This window comes from Pseudodesulfovibrio halophilus DSM 5663 (assembly GCF_059568665.1).
This window is the reverse complement of record NZ_JCANTV010000010.1, coordinates 68,420-86,940: the sequence shown is the minus strand read 5'-3', so window position 1 is coordinate 86,940 and position 18,521 is coordinate 68,420. Positions and strand designations below refer to the sequence as shown.

Sequence of the window (18,521 nt, the reverse complement as noted above, 5' to 3'; positions counted from 1 at the left end):
CTAAAAGGTCTGTTCACGGTCAGGGCCAACGGACACCAGACCGACCGTCACGCCGGTAAGTTCCTGAATGCGCTCCAGGTACTTCTTGGCATTCAAAGGCAGGTCGTCCCAGCTCTTTGCCTTGGTGATGTCCTCGTCCCAGCCGGGCAGGATCTCGTAGACGGGCTCCACGTTGGCCATGCCGTTCTGCTCCTGCGGCGGATAGTTAACGATCTCGTCGTTGTACTTGTATCCGGTGCAGATTTTGAGCTCCTTGAGACCGGAGAGCACGTCAAGCTTGGTGATGGCCAGCTCGGTGGGGCCGTTGAGGCGCACGGATTCGCGAAGCACCACCAGATCGAGCCAGCCGCAGCGACGGCGACGGCCGGTGGTGGCGCCGTATTCGCCGCCCTGTTCCTGCATGAAGTTGCCCACTTCGTCAAAGAGTTCGGTGGGAAACGGCCCTCCGCCGACGCGCGTGGTGTACGCCTTGACGATGGCGATGATGCGATCGAGGTCGCGCGGGGAGCTGCCGGAGCCGGTGGCCGCGTTGGCGGTCACGGTGTTGCTGGAGGTCACGAACGGATAGGTGCCGTGATCAATGTCCAGATGCGTGCCCTGCGCGCCTTCGTAAAGGACTCGGCCGCCCTTTTCGTTTATCTTCTGGATGGTGGAGGAGACGTCACCCAGATACGGAACGAGGCGCTCCGCGTAAGGCAGGATGTCTTCGTAAATATCTTCCGCATCAAGCGGCTCCACCCCGTAAAGGTGCTGAAGAAGAACATTCTTCTCTTCAAGCCCGCGCTTGATCTTTTCGCGCAACAGCACCTTGTCCTGAAAATCCGCGGCGCGGATGCCGCAACGGTGCATCTTGTCCTCGTAGCAGGGACCGATGCCGCGTCCGGTGGTGCCGATCTTCTTGCTGTCGGACTTGGTGGATTCGCGAGCCGCGTCCATGACGCAGTGATACGGCATGATCACGTGCGTCTTCTTGGAAATCATCATACGCGAGGGAGAGACGTCCAGACCGCGCTCGGCCAGTTTGTCTATCTCTTCGCAGAAAACCTTGGGGTCCAGCACGACGCCGTTACCGATGAGACATTTCTTGCCCGGGTGCAGCACACCGGAAGGGATGAGGTGCAGAATGCACTTCTCGCCGCCGACCACCAGCGTGTGACCGGCGTTGTTGCCGCCCTGGAAGCGGACAATCGCAGAAGCCTTTTCCGCGAGCATGTCCACGATCTTCCCCTTGCCCTCGTCCCCCCACTGGGAGCCGAAAACCACTACGTTAGCCATTGTTCAACGCTCCTTGACGCGGGCCGAGGCAAAGCTACAACCCGTAAATTGACCACAAAACGGTAATCTTGCGTAATGAATACGTGAAGATGTGTCAACTGCGGCTACTTGTCGCGCGGGGTAAAGCGCAGCACTTTTCCTCTTGGGGCCGAGTCGTCGCCGTTTTCGGCGGATTCGGGCTCTTCGGATTTGTGCTCGCCTTTCACGCTGCCCTGCGGCGCGGTAAGCGCAGTGAGATCAATCCCGCCGTCCTGCGGCTCGGGATTGCGGGACTCGCTCCAGCGGTGATTGAAAAGCTGGTTCTTCAAGCGCACGGACTGCAGCAGGCAAAAAACGAGAACATCGTCCTCCCAGCGTTTTGTCGGCTCGAATTCACGCACTCTCTCGGCGTATTTTTCCCACACGCTCATGAGAGAGGCTTCGTCATAAGCGTTGAGCTGACGCGCCATCTTGACCAGCGCTTTCTCCAGATATGAATCTGCCATGATGGTTTCTATCTCTCCTTGATTGGCAATGCCGTGGCCTGCATAGCAGATTCCCCGCCGACAGCCAATGACTAATGCCCAAACGGAAAGGCCGCCCCCGACCGTCGGAGGCGGCCTCCCCTCAGGAGGTTATGCACGTCGAACATCAGAAGCGTTCGAACTCGTCATCGTCCATGTTGATCATTGCGCCGGAGTCATTATTTCCGCCACCTCCGCCGCCCTTGGGTTCCGCGGACTTCTTCTTGGGAGACTCGGCGGAGGGCAGCGGCTTCGCCTTGGCCTGCGGCTTCTTCTTGGCGCCTTTCTTCGCGGGCTTCGCGTAGCGGCTCTGCTCCCTGCTGTCGCTGGCAACCTTGAAAAAGCCGATGCTCTCCTGCAACTGCTCCGCCTGGCTCGAAAGTTCCTCCGCGGTGGAGGCAACTTCCTCGGATGCCGAAGCATTCTGCTGCACGACCTTGTTCAATTCCTGAATGCCGGAGTTGACCTGCTCGGCACCGGAGGTCTGTTCGTCGCTTGCGGTGGATATCTCCTGAATCAGTTCCGAGGTCCGCTGAATGTCCGGAACGATCTTGGCGAGCAGTTCCCCGGCCTCTTCGGCCACGGCCACGCTGGAAGTGGACAGTTCGCTGATTTCAGAAGCCGCCTGCCCTGAGCGCTCGGCAAGTTTTCGGACCTCCGCGGCAACCACCGCGAACCCCTTGCCGTGCTCGCCCGCCCGTGCGGCCTCGATGGCCGCATTCAGCGCGAGCAGGTTGGTCTGCCGGGCGATCTCCTCGACAATGAGAATCTTCTCCGCGATCTGGTTCATGGCCTCGACGGTCTTCTTGACCGCCTCGCCGCCCTTTTCCGTGTCAGAGGCCGCCTTCACCGCGATGGAATCCGTTTCACGAGCATTTGCGGCATTCTGGCTGATACTGGAAGTCATCTGCTCCATGGAAGAAGAGACCTGTTCCACGGCGGACGCCTGCGTATTGGCTCCCTGCGAAAGCTCCATTGACGCCGAAGCAAGTTCCTCGTTGCCCGCGGTCATGTTCTCGCTGGCCTCCTGAACCGAGGACACCACGTCACGGAGTTCGTGGACCATGCCCCGCATTGCCTCGGCAAGCTGACCCGATTCATCTCGGCACCCCTTGGGGATTTCCACAGTCAGGTCACCCTTGGCCAGCCTTCTTGCTGCGACAACAGCCGCCTGCAGAGGGCCGACCATTCCTCTGACCACCATGACGACGACCAGAATGACCAGAGCGATCACGATTACGGAGGGAGCAATGATTTTCAGGCGCAGCGCGTCCATCTGCTCTTCAACATCGTCGACGTAAATGCCGGACCCGACGATCCACCCCCAGGGCCTGTAATTTTTTATGTAGGACACTTTGGGAACCGGCTGCTTTTTCCCGGGCTTGGGCCAGACATAGTCAACGAAACCGCCACCTTCGTTTTTGGCGATGTCAATCATCTCTCTGAAAAAAGGCTTGCCGTTGTCATCCTTGACCGCGATAAGCTGCTTCCCTTCCAAATCCGGCGAGATGGGATGCATGACCATCTTGCCATCAGTGGCCTGAATCCAGAAATACTCACTCCCGCTATAGCGAAGCGCCCGGACTTCCTTGATGGCCCTTTTCCGAGCCTCTTCTTCGGACAACTCGCCGGCAGATGCCATCTGGCCGTATTGTTCAACAAGCGTGTATGCCACGTCCACGACACTTCTTGTTGCAAGGCGCTTTTCCTGCATCAAAGCATCGCTGGTCACCGGAAGAAAATATCCCAACAGCCCTCCCAGCACTATCGCGGCCATGCCGCCGAAAACCGTCAGAATCTTGGTCTGCATTTTCCAGTCGCAAAAACGCTTCATTTTGGCCTCCGCTGAGAGTGTATTCCTTGCGGCCTATTTGATGATCATGTTTCTAATGTACACGAGCCTCCATGTAATGCATCCATTTTTCCCAAAAAATAACCCTGCTAACAGCGCATTGCCCGCCGAGGGGTCCTGTGATATGAGACCTCACCCCACAAACCGGAGGAGCCATGAGCGATCTCAAGAAAATGTACCGGACCCTTCAGCAGGACCCGTTTCCCGAAGAAATGACCATCGAACTCGGAGGGCAGAAGATGTCCTTCCGCAAGCGCACATGGGAAATCGACGGAGAAACCAAGGGGCTGCGTTACGGCGAGAACCCTGATCAGCCCGCGGCCCTCTTCGAGCCGGTCGAGGGCGAACTCGAAGTCGGCGGCGTGAAGCTGCGCGGTCCCGGACAGGGTCTTGTCTGCGCCCTCACCGAGCAACACATGCTTCAGGCCGGCAAACATCCCGGCAAGATAAACCTGACCGACGTGGACAACGGCCTGAACATTCTTCAGTATCTTTCCGCCAAACCGGCCGCCGTCATCCTCAAGCACAACAACCCGTGCGGCGCAGCGTGGACCGACGAAGGCCTCGCCACCGCGCTGGATCGAGCCTTCAAGGCCGACCGCATCGCGGCGTTCGGCGGCGCCATCGTCGTGAACCGGAAGCTCGACAAGGCCACCGCTGAGATCATCAACACCGCCTACTTCGAGGTGGTCGCGGCACCGGCATACGACGCCGACGCCCTCGAGATGCTCAAAAGCAAGAAGAACCTGCGCATCCTGCAGATTCCGGGAATCGGTGAACTCGAAAAGCTCACCGGCCAGCCCTTCCTCGACATCAAGTCCCTGATGGACGGCGGCATGGTGCTTCAGTTCTCCTTCTGCAACCGCATTCTCGCCAAAGAAGATTTCATCTCCGCCAGCGCGGAGAAGGACGGCAACGCATTCACCGCCCGCACTCCGGACGCCCGTGAGGCCGACGACCTCCTCTTTGCATGGGCCGTCGAGGCCGGAGTTACCTCCAACTCCGTGCTGTTCGTCAAGGACGGCGCCACGGTAGCCGTGGGAACCGGCGAACAGGACCGCGTCGGCTGCGTGCTCCTCGCCATCGGCAAGGCCTACACCAAGCACTCGGACCTGCTCGCTTTCGAAAAGACCGGCAAAAGCCTTTTCGAACTCAAGCTGGCAGCCAAGGAGGACGAATCCCTCGCCGCCACGCTGAAAGAAATCGAAAAACAGACTGAGGAAGAACGCGGCGGCCTCCCCGGCTCCGTGGCTGTTTCTGACGGCTTCTTCCCCTTCCGCGACGGCGTGGACCTGTGCATCGAGCAGGGCGTCAGCGCCATCGCCCAGCCCGGCGGCTCCATTCGCGACCACGAGATCATTCAGGCCGTCAACGAGGCCACCCCGCAGGTCGCCATGGTCTTCACCGGCCAGCGCAGCTTCAAGCACTAGCAAAAATTCGATATTGTTAATAAAATGGCCTTCCCTTCCGGGGGAGGCCTTTTTTGTTTTCCATTACCCATCAAGGTTTGACATCCAGCCCCGAAGCGAATATCGTCAATCGACGATTAACGATAGGTGGAATCATGAAAGAAAACGAAACGGAACGTTTGGCCGGATATTGCAAGGCGTTGGGACACCCCACACGGGTGCTCATTCTTCGCAAGCTCGTCGAAATCAACCGCTGCACCTGCGGCAGCATCGTGGACGAACTGCCTTTGGCCCAGTCTACGGTGAGCGCGCACCTCAAGGTATTGCGCGAATCGGGCCTTATCCACGGCGAAATCGAAGGCCCCAAGACCTGCTACTGCGTCAACCCCGAAGCATTTGATGATATGGGGACCCTGATGCACGCACTCGGAGAACGATGATGAATGATCTCAGAGACCTGAACGACGTAATATTTAATCAGCCGCCGGTCGCTGCCGCGTCTCCGGCCGAAGAAATCTGCTGAGGCCCTCAGCCCGACCCCGAGGCCGGGGTCTTTGAGCGTCCCGGATACGAAATCTGCGGCTTCGTCGAAGACTTCATGGAAACTTCGGCAGGAACCGTGCCGCGTATCTCTTCCAGAATCCGTTTCAAGGACCATCTTGGAACCTTCCTTGTTCGTACAGGCTTTCTACGCACCAATTACCGGGTCACACCGGGCATTCACGCCGTGGGCACCCCCGGTCCGGACTCTCCGGTCATTGTCACCGCCAACTACAAACTGACCTTCGATGTCGTCAGACGCGATCTCGCCGGTACCGATGTGTGGCTGCTGGTCATCGACACTCGCGGCATCAACGTCTGGTGCGCGGCAGGCAAGGCCCTGTTCTCAACGGAAGAGGTCATTCGCAAGATACGCTCCTCAGGACTTGAAAAGCTCGTCGATCACCGTTCGGTCATCCTGCCCCAGCTCGGTGCCCCGGGCGTTTCCGCTCACGAGGTGAAAAGGGCCACCGGCTTCAGCGTACAGTACGGCCCTGTCCGCGCCGCCGACCTGAAGCCGTTCATCGACAACGGCCTGAAAACCACGGACAACATGCGCGCCGTCTCCTTTACGTTAAAGGAACGAGCCGAACTGGTGCCTATCGAAATCATTCTCGCATGGCGCTGGATTCTGCTCGCCCTGCTGCTTTTCGCACTGCTGGGAGGCATCGGCCCTTGGGGATACGACATTCACGCAGCATGGTCGCGTGGCTGGAGCGCGTTCCTCACCGCCTTTGCCGGATTTCTTGGCGGCGGTGTGCTGGCGCCTCTACTCATCCCGCGGCTTCCGGGACGCATGTTCTGGCTGCACGGGGCGATGACGGGAGCCGTTACGGCATCATGCACGGCGCTCATTGCGAATTCGGGACCGGGGGCCGTCCTTATCGGCACCGCCGCCGGCTCGTACATGATGATGCACTTCACCGGTTCCACGCCGTTCACCTCGCCCACCGGCGTTGAACATGAAATGAAACGGGGCATTCCCTTCCAGCTTGGGGCCGCGCTGCTGGGCCTCGCGCTCTGGCTTGCCCTGCCTTTTATCACCGGAGGTGCCTGATGAAGGAGTTTCGCTACCTTGAAGGCATGGCCACGCTCACCCTCGACACGCAAACGTGCGTCGGGTGCGGCATGTGTCTTGCCGTATGTCCCCATTCCGTTTTCCGGCTCGAAGGCGGCAAGGCTGTCCTGGCCGACCACGGAGCATGCATGGAGTGCGGCGCCTGTGCGCTGAACTGCCCGGTGGAAGCCGTTTCCGTCACCCCCGGGGTGGGTTGTGCCGCGCTGATAATCAAACGCTGGCTCGGCATCCGCAACAGCGGAGGGTGTTGCTGATAGATATTCCCTATGATTCCGAGATGCCGCCATGCCGACAAACGATTTGCCTTCACACTCCGCTATCGGGATAAACTCCCGGACATTGATGAAACCAATAGGAGGGTTGACCAATGTCCGAGTCCGCGTATCGCGAAATGTGGGAGAAGCTGGACCTCGACCTTGCCGCGCATGACGGCCTGCTTGAAGTCCTCGGCAAATTTTACGGCGACATCTACCTGTCGCAGAAAGGACGGTTGAACGGCGCAGAGTATCTGGACTTCGTGCTTTCCGAAGTCCACGGCCTGCGCATCAAGGAGCTTCAGGACGCAAAGGCGCAAGGGAAAAAGGTTATCGGCACATTCTGCGTTTTTGTGCCCGAGGAACTGAGCCTCGCGGCCGACGCGGTGCAGGTCGGGCTGTGCTCCGGTGCGGATGCGGGCAAGGAATTGGCGGAGGAGATCGTCCCGCGCAACACCTGCGCCCTCATCAAGTCTTTCATCGGCTTCAAGCTGGCAAAGCTCTGCCCGTTCACCGAGTCCTGCGACATGATCGTGGGCGAGACCACCTGTGATGGCAAGAAAAAGGCCTACGAAGGCTTTGGCGAGTACGTGGACAACATGTACGTCATGGAAGTTCCGCAGCGCAAGGAAGCCTCGGACCGTGAACTCTGGAAGTCCGAAGTGCTGCGCTTCAAGGACGCCCTCGAGGAGCTGACCGGCGTCGAGATAACCGCCGAGCGGCTCAGGGAAGGCATCCGGGTCGTCAATGAGAAGCGGCGCGCCCTGCAGCGGCTGAACGCCCTGCGCGCGGCAGTGCCCACCCCGATTTCCGGGCGCGACGTGCTGCTGGTCAACCAGATCAGCTTCTATGACGATCCCGTCCGCTTCACCGAAAACATCAACAAGCTCTGCGACGAGATCGAAGAACGCATCGCCGCGTCCGAAGGTGTCGTGCCCGAGGGAACCCCGCGCGTCATGCTCTCGGGCTGTCCCATGGCCGTGCCCAACTGGAAGCTCCCATGGCTCATCGAAAGCTCGGGCGCGGTCATCGTGGGTGAAGAGTCCTGTATCGGCACCCGCAACTCCCGCGACCTGGTGGACGAGTCCGGCGAGACGCTGGAGGAGCTGCTCGACAACATCGCGGACCGCTACATGAAGATCGACTGCGCCTGCTTCACGCCCAACGACGAACGCCCGCAGAACGTGGAATCCATGGCGCGCGAACTCGACGTTGACGGCGTCATCCAGTACGCGCTCATGTTCTGCCAGCCCTACACGCACGAATCCATCAAGCTGGACCGCCGTCTTTCTGAGGCGGAGATTCCTGTGCTCGGCATCGAGACCGACTACTCCATGGAAGACGCGGAACAGCTCAAGACGCGCGTGGAAGCGTTTCTGGAGATGATGTAAATGATCGCCGGCATCGACATCGGTTCCAGATCCATGGAACTGGTCCTGCTGGACGACGGGGAGGTCGTGTCGCAGCGAACGCTGCCCACCACCTTCGATCCCGTGTCGCAGCTGCGAAAGCTGCTGGCCGACGTCGTCCCGGAGCGATGCATGGCAACCGGATACGGAAGGGAGCTCGTGCGAGAAGCCGGGCTCCCCTGTCCGGTGGACACCGTCACCGAGATCAAGGCCCACGCCACCGGTGCTCACACGCTTCACCCTGAGGCGGCGACCGTTCTCGACATCGGAGGGCAGGACACCAAGGCCATGTCCCTGAGCGGGACGGGAAAGGTGCTGAAGTTCGAGATGAACGACCGGTGCGCAGCCGGAACAGGCAAGTTTCTTGAATATACCGCCGCGGTCTTCCAGATTCCGGTGGAGGAATTCGGCGAGTACGCCCTCAGAGGCGACAACGCACCGATCATCAACAGTATGTGCACCGTCTTCGCGGAAACCGAGGCCACCTCCCTCATGGCCCGGGGCACTCGCCCCGAGGACATCGCGCTGGGACTGCACCTGTCCATTGCCCGTCGCACGGTGAACATGCTGCGCCGCGTCGGCGGCAAGCTCCCGGTGGCATTCGTCGGCGGCGTGGCGAGGAATCCGTGCATGACCGCCCTGCTGCATCAGCTTCTGGAGACGGACGGGAGCGACATACTGACGCCCGAAGCCCCGGAAATGACCGGGGCGCTCGGAGCCGCCATGCTGGCCTGACATCACCCCGCAACGGTACGTTAAGGACACCCTGCCCCGCGGCAGGGGCCCTCCGCCTCGCCTCCCGCCGCCGAATATCCGACATGCCGACCGATTAACGAAGAATAATCTTCAGCACAGTCCGCCGAGTGCGGACTCTCTTTTTCAATCCTTCATTTTTTTCCAAACGTAATGTATTGCTTTTTACCGAGTCTCCGACAATTCTCGTGGACTCGCCGCGACATGCCCGGAACATCTTCCCCACTCTTCAGGAGGCTTAGGCATGACCAGAACCATAGCGGCCCTGCTGCTGTTCTTCACTTTGGCCGTTCCCGCTTCGGCAGGTGAGCGGACCGAGCTCGTGGTCGCCACCGAGGGCGCATACCCGCCGTTCAACTACATGGATGAACAAGGCCGCCCCGCCGGCTTCGACGTGGACATCGCCCGGGCCATCTGCGACATGATGAACCGGGACTGCAAGGTCGTCACAGCCCCTTGGGAAGAGCTGCTTCAAAGGTTGTCTGATGACGAATTCGACATGGTCGTGGCGAGCGTCGCCAAGACCCCGAAGCGCGACGCCATCGTGGACTTCACCATCCCCTACTACCGCTCCCGAAGCAACTTCGTGGCCCGGGCCGGGCGCTTCCCCGACGCTTCACAGGAGACCCTGGCCGGCAAGACCATCGTCGCCCAGCGGGAAACCGTGCAGTCCGACTACGTACGAAACAACTATCCCGAAAGCGAACTCCTCCTTGCCGAGAGCACCAAGGCTGCGTTCGACATGCTCATTGAAGGCAAGGCGGACATCATGCTCTCTGACAGCCTCACCATTTACGACTTTCTGCAAACGCCGCAAGGGCGGGACTTCGACTACACCGGCGCCGCCCTCCCCGCGAACAATGTTTCCAGCCACGCGCACATCGCGGTGAACGAAGGCGACGACGAACTGCGCGAGAAAGTCAACAGCGCCATCAGGCAGCTCAAGGCGGAAGGCCTCTACGACAGAATCAACAAGCGATACTTCCCCTTCAGCATCTACTAGTCCGGAAACGGCATGAGCGAACAGACACAGGACCAGCATCTCAAACGCGCGCGACACGGGCTCATGCCCATGGCCATGCGCTACCTCGCCGTCATCTGCCTGCTGATGGTCCTCACGGGCCTGATCGTCGGCCACGCGCTTTTCTCCATCAACACCCTCTCCAAAGACACTCGCGACAACGTGCTCAAATCCGTTTCGGACAATCTGCGCACAGCGGTCAACCTCGAGCGGCTGTCCCGTTTCGCCCAGATCCTCTACCGCAGCGACGACCCCGAGGAACGTCGGCGGTACATGCTGGCTGCCCATGTCCTTTCGCAGGACGCCACCTTTGACGGCACACCTTCCATGGCCTCCATCGCCCATTCGGTGGCAACCAGAATGCGCACCATACACGCCCTGCGCGGTGAACAGGATCAGCTCATGGACATGGCCTTCAACAACTTCGCGGAGTTCGAGCGACTTTCCGGCGGCACTGAGCACGCACCTGTTCTGGACCTGGGACTACAGGCCTTGCGCAGCAGAGACACCGACAACCTTGACAGGATATCCGCAAATCTCATGCAGATCGCGGAATCCGGCGCGTCCGGCATGGGACCCGAGAAATCGGCCACCCTGCGAACCATGGTGAAACACCTTCAGGAAAGCGCGGCGCTGGGAGCGCGCATCGACGGAATGTGGCAGGAGATTTCCTCCACGTTGGACGCCAACGTCGGCAAGATATCCACGCGCACGGTCAGCACGGCTTCGGACCGGTTCACCGTCATTGCGCAGAAGTCGAAACAGACGCTCGCCATCGGCGCCGCCTGTTTCGTCATCATCCTGACCGGGCTCGCAATGGTGGTTCTTCTCGTGCGACGGGACATCCTGCGCCCCATCCTCAACTCGGTAACCATCCTCGATCAGGTCCAGCGCGGCGAAACCCCGGAGCGTTTCCCCGGTGCCCGGCTCAGGGAACTGGACGACATCGGCTCCTCCGTGGAGCGCTCCGCAAGGCTGGTCAGACAGATCGCCGAGCGGACGGACGCGCTCGAGAGGACAAACGCGGCACTGGTTCGCGAAATATCCGAGCACCGCAAAACGGAAACGCAGCTGCAAAACGCCATGGACAAGGCCGAGGCCGCGGGCCGGGCCAAGAGCGACTTTCTCGCGGGCATGAGCCACGAAATCCGCACTCCCATGAACACCATCCTCGGCATGGCCGACCTGATGCTGGAAACCGATCTCACGAACCGGCAGCTCAAGTACATCACCACGTTCAAGACCTCAGGCCAACTGCTCATGGGCATTCTCAACGACATCCTCGACTTTTCCAAGATAGAAGCGGGACAGCTCGAACTGGAAACCCACGCTTTCGAGCCTGCCAGACGCATCCGCGAGCTCACGCGGGGCATAGCCCAGAAGGCCGAAGCCAAAGGATTGGATTTCCGGCTGAACATCGCCCGCGACGTTCCCGAAGTCGTCCGGGGCGACAGCGGTAGAATCAGCCAGATTCTCATCAACCTTCTGGATAACGCCGTGAAGTTCACGGATCAGGGGTATGTGGCGCTCACCGTCGAACCCCGCTTCGGGCGGGAAAACGGCAAGCCCTCCCTGTGCTTCACGGTCAGCGACACGGGCATCGGTATTTCGGAGGAAAAGCAGGAGCTCATTTTCGGCAGATTCATGCAGGCGGACGCCTCCACCACGCGCAAGTACGGAGGCTCCGGACTGGGACTCAGCATATCGCGCGCCCTGACGGAACTGATGGGTGGCAGCATGAGCGTCATCTCGACAAGGGGTGAAGGCACTACCTTCCAGTTCCTCGTGCCTTATGAGGCCGGCACCCGGGCGGACATCCCGGACGAACGCCAGAAAGACCGCACTCAAAAGCTGGAAAAGGTGCTGCAGCAGAGGAATCTGCACATGCTCGTGGCCGAGGACTCCGACAACAACCGGGCGCTCATCGAGCTCTTCCTGCAAAACAGCGTCAGAAGCCTCGACTTTGCAGAAAATGGAGCGGACGCGGTCGCCCTGTTCCGCAACGGAAAGTACGACGCGGTCCTCATGGACATCCAAATGCCCGAGCTGGACGGGTACGGCGCAACGCGAATGATCCGAGCCCTTGAGGACGACGAGCATCGGTCGCGCACGCCCATCATCGCCCTTACCGCCAACGCCATGGATCAGGACCGGCAGCGCTGCCTCGAGGTAGGCTGCGACCAGTACCTCTCCAAACCCGTGCGAAAGACCGCGCTCCTTGAAGCCATCATAGACGCGCTGACCTAAAGGGCGCTCTCCAGAACTCCCCTGAGCTCCTCTCGCGTCAGCTCAATCGGGTTGCCGCGCATGCTGCTGGCTGCGGCGGCCGCCTCCACCATGGAGTCTAGGTGCTTCGCTTCCATTCCGTACGCTGAGAGCCCCGGTATCTCCAGCTCCTCGCAAAGCTCGGCCACCGCGCTCACGCCGTCGTCCAGCGTGGCGTCCGCCGTGCGACAGAGCAGCCAGGCGGCCCCGGCATAGGCGGCAAGCCTGTCCGAGCCGGGGTCGCGTTCACGAAGCGCATCAATATTGGCCTTCATGACCTGCGGCAGCAGTGCCGCGCAGACAGCGCCATGCGGTGCGCCGAAACGGCCTCCGATGGGAGCGGCGAAACCGTGCACCGCACCGAGCCCGGCGTTGGCCAGAGCGATGCCTGAGAGCATGGCCGCGTATGCCATGTCCTCACGCGCCTCCATGTCTTCCGGGTCATGCCACGCCTCGGACAGCGCGCCCGCCGCACGGGAGAGGCCGTCGCGGCACAGGGCGTCAGTCATTGGGGTGGCCTTGCGAGAAACCAGCGCCTCTAGCAACTGCGTCAAGGCGTCCATTCCGGTGGAGGCCGTTACCGCGGGCGGCATGTCCACGGTCAATGCCGGGTCCACCAACGCGACGTCGGGAATCATCATGGGCGAACGCAGACTGACCTTCACCCCGTGCTCCCGCGAGAGCAGCACGGCGTTGGCCGTCACCTCCGCGCCGGTGCCGGAGGTTGTCGGGATGGCGACCATCGGCACAGGACGTTCGAGGAGAGGCTCCCCTTTCCCCACCACCTCGAGGTGGTCGAAAACGTCGCCACGGTTTGCCGCCAGAGCGGCCAGCGCCTTGGCCGCGTCGATGACGCTGCCGCCGCCGATGCCGACCACGACGTCCGCCCCGAACTCCCGCACCTTCTCGCGCAGGACGGTCACGGTTTCCACGTCCGGCTCGCCATGGGAGGGCAGGACAAGAACCTGCTCTCCCGAATCTCGCAGGCTGGCCGTCAGGTCTTCATGACGCGCCGGAGATGAGCCTGTCACGAGACAGACCCGTTTTCCGAAATCCGAAACAATCGAGGGCAGCTCCGAGATGGTACCGCTGCCGAAAAGAATCCTGGCGGGTGTGCGAAAGTTGAATTGCATTGCTCATGACTCCGACATATTGGCCGTTTTACTCATTGTGTTTGCGTCGCGTCCCATGTGATGTAATATGGACGATAGCCGTGTTTACGATGTACTCAAGCCTGAACCAATGGGCAAGTCCAGAAGGAAAAGGAGATACCATGTCCCAGAAGACCGAACGATACATTGCGCGAGACAAATTTCCGGAACTGCTGCGCGAGCTTGCCGACATCCTCGAGGGCAAGGCGCCGGACAACCTCGAGTGCCCTTCCGACTTTCACAAATTCAAGCTCAAGGCCAAGGAAAGCTACGGGCAGCTGGAAGTTAAGCTCAAGGTAAGCGACGGCGAAGTCTGCACCGTCCGCGACGAGGACACCGCCGAACCCGGGATTGAAGCTCCCGAGGACGGCGGTTTGCCGGACGAAAAATCGGCAAAGCCCTCCTACAAGAAACTCAAGGAGCGCATGAAACGCAGCTTCAAGATGATCTTCCGCATGATCCACGACGACGAACTCCCCCCGCGGGCAGCCGTGGAGGAGTTCCTGAAAGACTCCGCGCTCATGGTCACTTATCCCGGTTACGGGGATGAATACTACGAAGAATACAGCCGGGTCTGCTCCGCGTTTTCCGAAGCCTTCGAGGCGCAGGACATGGACGCGCTGCACGAGACGGTTGACCAGCTGCAGGCCCTGAAGAGCCACTGCCACGCCAGATACGACTAACAGCAAAGGGGGCGCCTCGGAAGGCGCCCCCTTTGATCATTATCCATTCTTTGCAGATTACTGCAAGACATCTCAATCAATCATCCTCAACGCACTGACGGCGGATACGAGCCACCCGTGTTCCAGTCGACGCAGCCGTCGTCTCTCGGAGTGCCGCTGCCGCTGAAGGCTATTCCCACGCGCGTATAGCCGTCCTCACCGCCCTCCATGCTGCGAATCTCCCCGGAGCACCAGTAGGGGATGAATTCCTTTTCGCGAAAGTTGAACAGAAAAATGTTCAGCACCACGGGCACGCCGCTGATGCAGGTCGGCGGCAGGTTCTGATTACGTACGGAGAGTCCCATGCCTCCGTTGGAAATGTTGATCACGGTATTGGCCTCGTGACCGGAGTCGTCCTGGGCGTATGAGTTCACCCCCACATCCGGCTGGGCATCCTGAAACGGGAAATCGGAGTCGGTGTTGGAGACCCACAGCCTTACCCGAATGAACTGCTGATCCATGACGCGCTTTCGCACGTGCTCGCGCCGTTTGACGTAGCCGAAGGAATGCGGCGCCTCCAGCACGAAGCGGTCGGCGTCGCCTTTGCCGACTGTGGCGCTGAACGTATTGGTCTTTGTCCCCCCCGCCGTGGAGGGAGCAAAGAGAAGCGTTGCAGACTCTCCCTCCTGCGGCACCCGTCCACTGCTCTCGATAATGTCGCACTGGAGTCTGCGGCGGCCGGCGCGGGTGATCACGCAACGCGCGGCCACATCGCCACCCGACGCGTCCAGCAGGTCGAGGACCGCGCCCTTGCTGCTCAGGCGAGAAGGGATGTCCTCCACCCGCCCGGTGCTTCTGCGCCTTCCCGGACGCATCAGGAGCCACGCGAGCAGAAGCAGGGCCAGCGCAACGGCGGCCAGCGCACCGGCCAGCAGCATTCGCGCCTGTGCGGGGCCTTCGAGTCCGAACATGGAGGTAAGCATCTCGGCCAATGGGCCGTCAACGTATCGCTGAAGGTCTGCGAAAATTGTTTCCATTATCTGAAATTGACGAATTCCTTTTTGGCCGCCATCACCTTCTGGAGATAGCGGCGCGTTTCCGCACGCGGATGGTCATTGACGAGCCTTCGGTAAACCGTTCCGGGCTTCAGGCCATTCACCCTGTCATACGCGTTTTCACGGTCGCTGTCGAAAGTCCGCAGGACGTTGCCCGCGCCGCCGTTGTATCCGGCGATGACACAGTACTCCCTTGCCACTGGATCGGCAACGCGGGAAAGGTAGCGTGTCTGCAGAAGATGAAGATAGCAGGTCCCATATGTAATGTTAAGCGGCGCGCGGTAAAGCTGCTGCATGGTAGGGCGGCCCTTGCTTCCGTTGAGGTAGCGATAGACGTCGCTTCCCGCCGTGGAAGGCACCACCTGCATGAGCCCGACGGCCATGGCATGACTCACGGCGAACGGGTTGAAATCCGACTCCACCTTCATGATGGCATATATGAGGTTGCGGCTCACGCCAAACCGTCTGGCGCTTGCCAGTACCAGCTCCCGATACTTTCGGGCCCGAACCTTCAGGTGGTCCGAGACCATCGCGAATTCCACATAGCGAACCTGCTTGCCGTCGGTACGGCGGGTCTTGAGGGCAGTATCGAGAAGATGGTCTGCATAGCGACCGGCGCGCCACTCCCAGCGGATAGGCTTGCCGTCGTGGTCGAGCACTTCGTTGTAGAGAAACGGCACGCCGCCAAGCCGGACCTCCCCTGCGTCGTACAGATCCACCGCCCTCGGGTCATCAGGGGTCAGCAGCGCGGTAACCACGGCCTCGCGCAGGCTCTTGCGAGGCGTTTCGGTGTCGACGGTTTCCACTCGAACGAACCCTGCGTCGAAATCCACGATGGCTCTGGACTTGAACGCCTGCGTGTATTTTACATACACCTTCGGCTGAGGTTCCCGGACGTCGTCCCCCCACTCGCCGGAAACCGCCTTTCTGAAAGCCTCAAGCAGTTCCCCGAAACGTTTGACGTCTCCCACGAGCGCGGTCGGGTTCGTTGCGTAGGATATTGCTTTGGAGCGCGCGAAGCCTTCTGCGGCAGCGGCCACATTACCCGTGGCAGCGGCCGAGGCCAGCCGGACGGCATCTCCGCGAGAGCAGGAGGTGCACAGCAGGGCGAGCAGCACCAAGGCAAAACAGGCTCTTGTGCCAAATCCTTGTAAAGTGAAATCCTTATGCATTGTTCACCCAAAAAGAGTATTATCTCTACTTTATTTTTTTGTTGGAAAGAATCCGCCCTGAAAATACGACAAAAGGTCCCCGAATGAAAGTCACGGAACAGGTCAACGAAGAATTGCGGCCTCTGATAGACCGGTTCATGCAAAACTCCCGCAATGATCTGGAAGAGATGCGCGCCGCTCTCGACGCGGGCGAACTCGAGACGGTCGAGCGTTTGGGGCACAACGCCAAAGGCGCCGGATACGGCTACGGCTTCGACGGCCTCGGAGAGATCGGCAGGCAGATCGAGGAGGCAGCCAAGCAAGGACGCCGAAAGGATATCACCAGCCAGCTCGACAGGCTGGACGAATACCTGAACGAGGTAACGGTCTCGTATGTCGTTGAATGAAAAAGCGGGTGCATGCACCCGCTTTTTTCGTTCCCGGTCTGCCGTGGGCTTCGGGGCCGGAACTCATTGGTAAACGTTCCTTTTGATGCTGTTAGTTCCCGACCGCATCCGGCCTCACCTGCTTTCCAGGACGTTTCCCATTGAAAAGCAACAAGCGGGCCAAAAATCTCGCATCGTAAAAACCATCAACCTCGTCAACCACTTGGGCTGACGAGGTGTTTTTTCAGTTTTCTGCGCCGGAGAGTTTCGTCGGATTTCCGACATCGGCATCCGATGAAAAACCGAAGGCCGGTTCGGTACAGACCGGCGCTAAACCAGCGCGGTGCACTTCACTTCCACTTCACCGCCAAGAGGCAGTCCGGCGACCTGAACGGCGGCGCGGGCAGGCTTGTGCTCTGAGAAGTAGCGCGCGTAAATCTCATTGAACTCCTTGAACCGTCCCATGTCGGTCAGAAAGATTTCAACCACGGTCACCTTGTCCAGCCCGGAACCGGCAGCGTCAAGGATGGCCTTCAGGTTGTCCATGGCCTGCACGGCCTGAGCCTCAAAGCCTTCCGCCAGTTTGCCTTCCCCGGGGATAAGCCCCAGCTGCCCGCTGACGAAGAGCAGGTTACCGGCCTTGGTGGCCTGAGAGTACGGTCCCACCGCGGCGGGCGCGTTATCGGTATGAACGGTTTCGATGGTCATGACTTATCTCCTTTATGCATTCATTGTGCGGGGTTTCCCCACAGATACTTGTCGCAAAAACGGCTCGAGAGTCGCCGCGTCACCTGCACCAGCAGCGCGGTGAGCAACAGCGCGAAGGCGAAACGGGCCCAGAGCGCGCCGGAAATATGCGCTCCCATCAGCAGGATCAGGAACGTGTCCTCGATGAGGGCGTGCGCGATGCCCATGAGCGTCAGGGAATAGAAGACGTCCTCCTTTGGAAGCGCGCCGCTCTTGGCCTCGCGGATAATCAGGCCCGAGCCGTAGGTGATACCCAGCGTCAGGCCGATGACCGTGATGGCCGAGGCCTTGGACCCGATGCCGATCAGCCGCAGAAGCGGGCGAAGCAGCTTGTTGAGCAGTTCCACCACCCCGATGGCGTTCAATAGGCGCATCATGGTCATGAGCGCAGTGATTATGAGAAAAATGTAACCGAGATTCTTGAGTTCGCCCAGCGCCCACATGGCGAGTCCCGGCTCCGGGCCGGCCTTGGGCTCCAGCATCATGACGGCCGGCTGCGAGAGCAGGTCCGCCGAGGAGTAGATGCCGTGCAGGATCATGCCCAGAACAAGGGCTCCGACGATGCGCACCGCCCCCTGAAAGATGAACTTGGGGCCGGACTTCTTCGCTATGGCCGCCTCGAGCGGAACGGCGTGAGCCACCAGCATCATGACGCCCAGCACCGTTGCCTGCGCCTGCGTCAGGCTCAGGTCGGACCACAGGGACATGATGACAATGAGGCCGGTGTAGATGTTGTTGACCAGCGCGAAGGCCCAGACCAGCCCGGCTTCCGCCGGGAGCCCCACCAGCGCCATGAGCGGCTTGAGCGGCAGCGCCACGTAGCGGATCAGGTCGAAGGTCTGCAGCAGCTTGACCCCGATGATGATGGGCACCATGACCTTGTAGAGGTCGAGGGCGGTCATCACGGAGTCCCTGAGTATATTGCGACAGAATTCCAAAACCTTGGATGCGATTCCCATGAGTACCTCGTTGTTGCGCGGCGAACTCTAGAAAATATCGCCCCAAAAGGG

At 60.2% G+C, this 18,521-nt stretch carries 18 protein-coding genes; 10 read left to right on the top strand and 8 right to left on the bottom strand.

The window, feature by feature from the left end; genetic code table 11:
- From BR24_RS07305 to BR24_RS07295, 3 genes are all read right to left on the bottom strand, one after another.
- Positions 1-1,275 carry an adenylosuccinate synthase gene (locus BR24_RS07305; protein ID WP_496540842.1) on the bottom strand — a complete coding sequence of 425 codons (1,275 nt, stop codon included), beginning with the start codon at positions 1,273-1,275 and terminating at the stop codon, positions 1-3.
- A gap of 104 nt (positions 1,276-1,379) precedes the next feature.
- Entirely contained in the window at positions 1,380-1,760 is a 381-nt protein-coding gene (locus BR24_RS07300; protein WP_496540841.1) for a hypothetical protein, read from the bottom strand.
- Positions 1,761-1,905: 145 nt separating this feature from the next.
- The gene (locus BR24_RS07295) at positions 1,906-3,612 is read right to left on the bottom strand and encodes a methyl-accepting chemotaxis protein (protein WP_496540840.1); all 1,707 of its coding nucleotides are present in this window, start codon (positions 3,610-3,612) and stop codon (positions 1,906-1,908) included.
- A gap of 173 nt (positions 3,613-3,785) precedes the next feature.
- Here BR24_RS07295 and BR24_RS07290 point away from each other — a divergent pair, with 173 nt between their 5' ends.
- From BR24_RS07290 to BR24_RS07255, 8 genes are all read left to right on the top strand, one after another.
- Positions 3,786-5,060, top strand: a complete 1,275-nt coding sequence (locus BR24_RS07290; RefSeq protein WP_496540839.1) for an IMP cyclohydrolase — start codon at positions 3,786-3,788, stop codon at positions 5,058-5,060.
- 134 nt (positions 5,061-5,194) lie between these two features.
- Positions 5,195-5,479 (top strand): ArsR/SmtB family transcription factor, encoded by a 285-nt coding sequence (locus BR24_RS07285; protein WP_496540838.1) that lies wholly within the window; start codon positions 5,195-5,197, stop codon positions 5,477-5,479.
- The gene (gene hgcA, locus BR24_RS07280) at positions 5,479-6,636 is read left to right on the top strand and encodes a mercury methylation corrinoid protein HgcA (RefSeq protein ID WP_496540837.1); all 1,158 of its coding nucleotides are present in this window, start codon (positions 5,479-5,481) and stop codon (positions 6,634-6,636) included. The genes BR24_RS07285 and hgcA overlap by 1 nt, the downstream gene beginning before the upstream one ends.
- The gene (gene hgcB / locus BR24_RS07275; RefSeq protein ID WP_496540836.1) at positions 6,636-6,911 is read left to right on the top strand and encodes a mercury methylation ferredoxin HgcB; all 276 of its coding nucleotides are present in this window, start codon (positions 6,636-6,638) and stop codon (positions 6,909-6,911) included. The genes hgcA and hgcB overlap by 1 nt, the downstream gene beginning before the upstream one ends.
- A gap of 113 nt (positions 6,912-7,024) precedes the next feature.
- On the top strand, positions 7,025-8,302 hold the full coding sequence (locus tag BR24_RS07270; protein ID WP_496540835.1) for a double-cubane-cluster-containing anaerobic reductase: 1,278 nt from the start codon (positions 7,025-7,027) through the stop codon (positions 8,300-8,302).
- On the top strand, positions 8,303-9,055 hold the full coding sequence (locus BR24_RS07265; protein ID WP_496540834.1) for an acyl-CoA dehydratase activase: 753 nt from the start codon (positions 8,303-8,305) through the stop codon (positions 9,053-9,055). It begins immediately after the preceding gene.
- A 262-nt stretch (positions 9,056-9,317) separates the two neighbouring features.
- Positions 9,318-10,076, top strand: coding sequence for a substrate-binding periplasmic protein (locus BR24_RS07260; RefSeq protein WP_496540833.1), 759 nt, complete (start codon positions 9,318-9,320; stop codon positions 10,074-10,076).
- Between the two features lie 12 nt (positions 10,077-10,088).
- On the top strand, positions 10,089-12,341 hold the full coding sequence (locus BR24_RS07255) for an ATP-binding protein (RefSeq protein WP_496540832.1): 2,253 nt from the start codon (positions 10,089-10,091) through the stop codon (positions 12,339-12,341).
- On the opposite strand, the gene BR24_RS07250 is transcribed toward BR24_RS07255, so the two are convergent.
- The gene (locus BR24_RS07250) at positions 12,338-13,492 is read right to left on the bottom strand and encodes an iron-containing alcohol dehydrogenase (RefSeq protein ID WP_496540831.1); all 1,155 of its coding nucleotides are present in this window, start codon (positions 13,490-13,492) and stop codon (positions 12,338-12,340) included. The two genes, BR24_RS07255 and BR24_RS07250, sit on opposite strands and share 4 nt — an antisense overlap.
- A gap of 140 nt (positions 13,493-13,632) precedes the next feature.
- On the opposite strand from BR24_RS07250, the gene BR24_RS07245 reads away from it, so the two are divergent.
- Positions 13,633-14,193 (top strand): GAK system XXXCH domain-containing protein, encoded by a 561-nt coding sequence (locus tag BR24_RS07245; protein WP_496540830.1) that lies wholly within the window; start codon positions 13,633-13,635, stop codon positions 14,191-14,193.
- Positions 14,194-14,279: 86 nt separating this feature from the next.
- On the opposite strand, the gene BR24_RS07240 is transcribed toward BR24_RS07245, so the two are convergent.
- Both BR24_RS07240 and BR24_RS07235 read right to left on the bottom strand, forming a co-directional pair.
- Positions 14,280-15,209, bottom strand: coding sequence for a PilZ domain-containing protein (locus tag BR24_RS07240; protein WP_496540829.1), 930 nt, complete (start codon positions 15,207-15,209; stop codon positions 14,280-14,282).
- Entirely contained in the window at positions 15,209-16,345 is a 1,137-nt protein-coding gene (locus BR24_RS07235) for a murein transglycosylase domain-containing protein (protein ID WP_496541146.1), read from the bottom strand. The genes BR24_RS07240 and BR24_RS07235 overlap by 1 nt, the downstream gene beginning before the upstream one ends.
- Before the next feature lie 137 nt (positions 16,346-16,482).
- Here BR24_RS07235 and BR24_RS07230 point away from each other — a divergent pair, with 137 nt between their 5' ends.
- Complete coding sequence (locus BR24_RS07230) at positions 16,483-16,785, top strand: Hpt domain-containing protein (protein ID WP_496540828.1); 303 nt, start codon at positions 16,483-16,485, stop codon at positions 16,783-16,785.
- 309 nt (positions 16,786-17,094) lie between these two features.
- On the opposite strand, the gene BR24_RS07225 is transcribed toward BR24_RS07230, so the two are convergent.
- On the bottom strand, positions 17,095-17,472 hold the full coding sequence (locus tag BR24_RS07225) for a RidA family protein (RefSeq protein ID WP_496540827.1): 378 nt from the start codon (positions 17,470-17,472) through the stop codon (positions 17,095-17,097).
- 20 nt (positions 17,473-17,492) lie between these two features.
- Positions 17,493-18,470, bottom strand: a complete 978-nt coding sequence (locus tag BR24_RS07220; RefSeq protein WP_496540826.1) for a hypothetical protein — start codon at positions 18,468-18,470, stop codon at positions 17,493-17,495.
- Between the last annotated feature and the right edge of the window lie 51 nt (positions 18,471-18,521).

What these genes read in the sequence shown, in the direction of transcription:
- BR24_RS07305 (WP_496540842.1), bottom strand. Translation starts at nt 1,275, where the DNA reads ATGGCTAACGTAGTGGTTTTCGGCTCCCAGTGGGGGGACGAGGGCAAG.
- BR24_RS07300 (WP_496540841.1), bottom strand. Translation starts at nt 1,760, where the DNA reads ATGGCAGATTCATATCTGGAGAAAGCGCTGGTCAAGATGGCGCGTCAG.
- BR24_RS07295 (WP_496540840.1), bottom strand. Translation starts at nt 3,612, where the DNA reads ATGAAGCGTTTTTGCGACTGGAAAATGCAGACCAAGATTCTGACGGTT.
- BR24_RS07290 (WP_496540839.1), top strand. Translation starts at nt 3,786, where the DNA reads ATGAGCGATCTCAAGAAAATGTACCGGACCCTTCAGCAGGACCCGTTT.
- BR24_RS07285 (WP_496540838.1), top strand. Translation starts at nt 5,195, where the DNA reads ATGAAAGAAAACGAAACGGAACGTTTGGCCGGATATTGCAAGGCGTTG.
- hgcB (WP_496540836.1), top strand. Translation starts at nt 6,636, where the DNA reads ATGAAGGAGTTTCGCTACCTTGAAGGCATGGCCACGCTCACCCTCGAC.
- BR24_RS07270 (WP_496540835.1), top strand. Translation starts at nt 7,025, where the DNA reads ATGTCCGAGTCCGCGTATCGCGAAATGTGGGAGAAGCTGGACCTCGAC.
- BR24_RS07265 (WP_496540834.1), top strand. Translation starts at nt 8,303, where the DNA reads ATGATCGCCGGCATCGACATCGGTTCCAGATCCATGGAACTGGTCCTG.
- BR24_RS07260 (WP_496540833.1), top strand. Translation starts at nt 9,318, where the DNA reads ATGACCAGAACCATAGCGGCCCTGCTGCTGTTCTTCACTTTGGCCGTT.
- BR24_RS07255 (WP_496540832.1), top strand. Translation starts at nt 10,089, where the DNA reads ATGAGCGAACAGACACAGGACCAGCATCTCAAACGCGCGCGACACGGG.
- BR24_RS07250 (WP_496540831.1), bottom strand. Translation starts at nt 13,492, where the DNA reads ATGCAATTCAACTTTCGCACACCCGCCAGGATTCTTTTCGGCAGCGGT.
- BR24_RS07245 (WP_496540830.1), top strand. Translation starts at nt 13,633, where the DNA reads ATGTCCCAGAAGACCGAACGATACATTGCGCGAGACAAATTTCCGGAA.
- BR24_RS07240 (WP_496540829.1), bottom strand. Translation starts at nt 15,209, where the DNA reads ATGGAAACAATTTTCGCAGACCTTCAGCGATACGTTGACGGCCCATTG.
- BR24_RS07230 (WP_496540828.1), top strand. Translation starts at nt 16,483, where the DNA reads ATGAAAGTCACGGAACAGGTCAACGAAGAATTGCGGCCTCTGATAGAC.
- BR24_RS07225 (WP_496540827.1), bottom strand. Translation starts at nt 17,472, where the DNA reads ATGACCATCGAAACCGTTCATACCGATAACGCGCCCGCCGCGGTGGGA.
- BR24_RS07220 (WP_496540826.1), bottom strand. Translation starts at nt 18,470, where the DNA reads ATGGGAATCGCATCCAAGGTTTTGGAATTCTGTCGCAATATACTCAGG.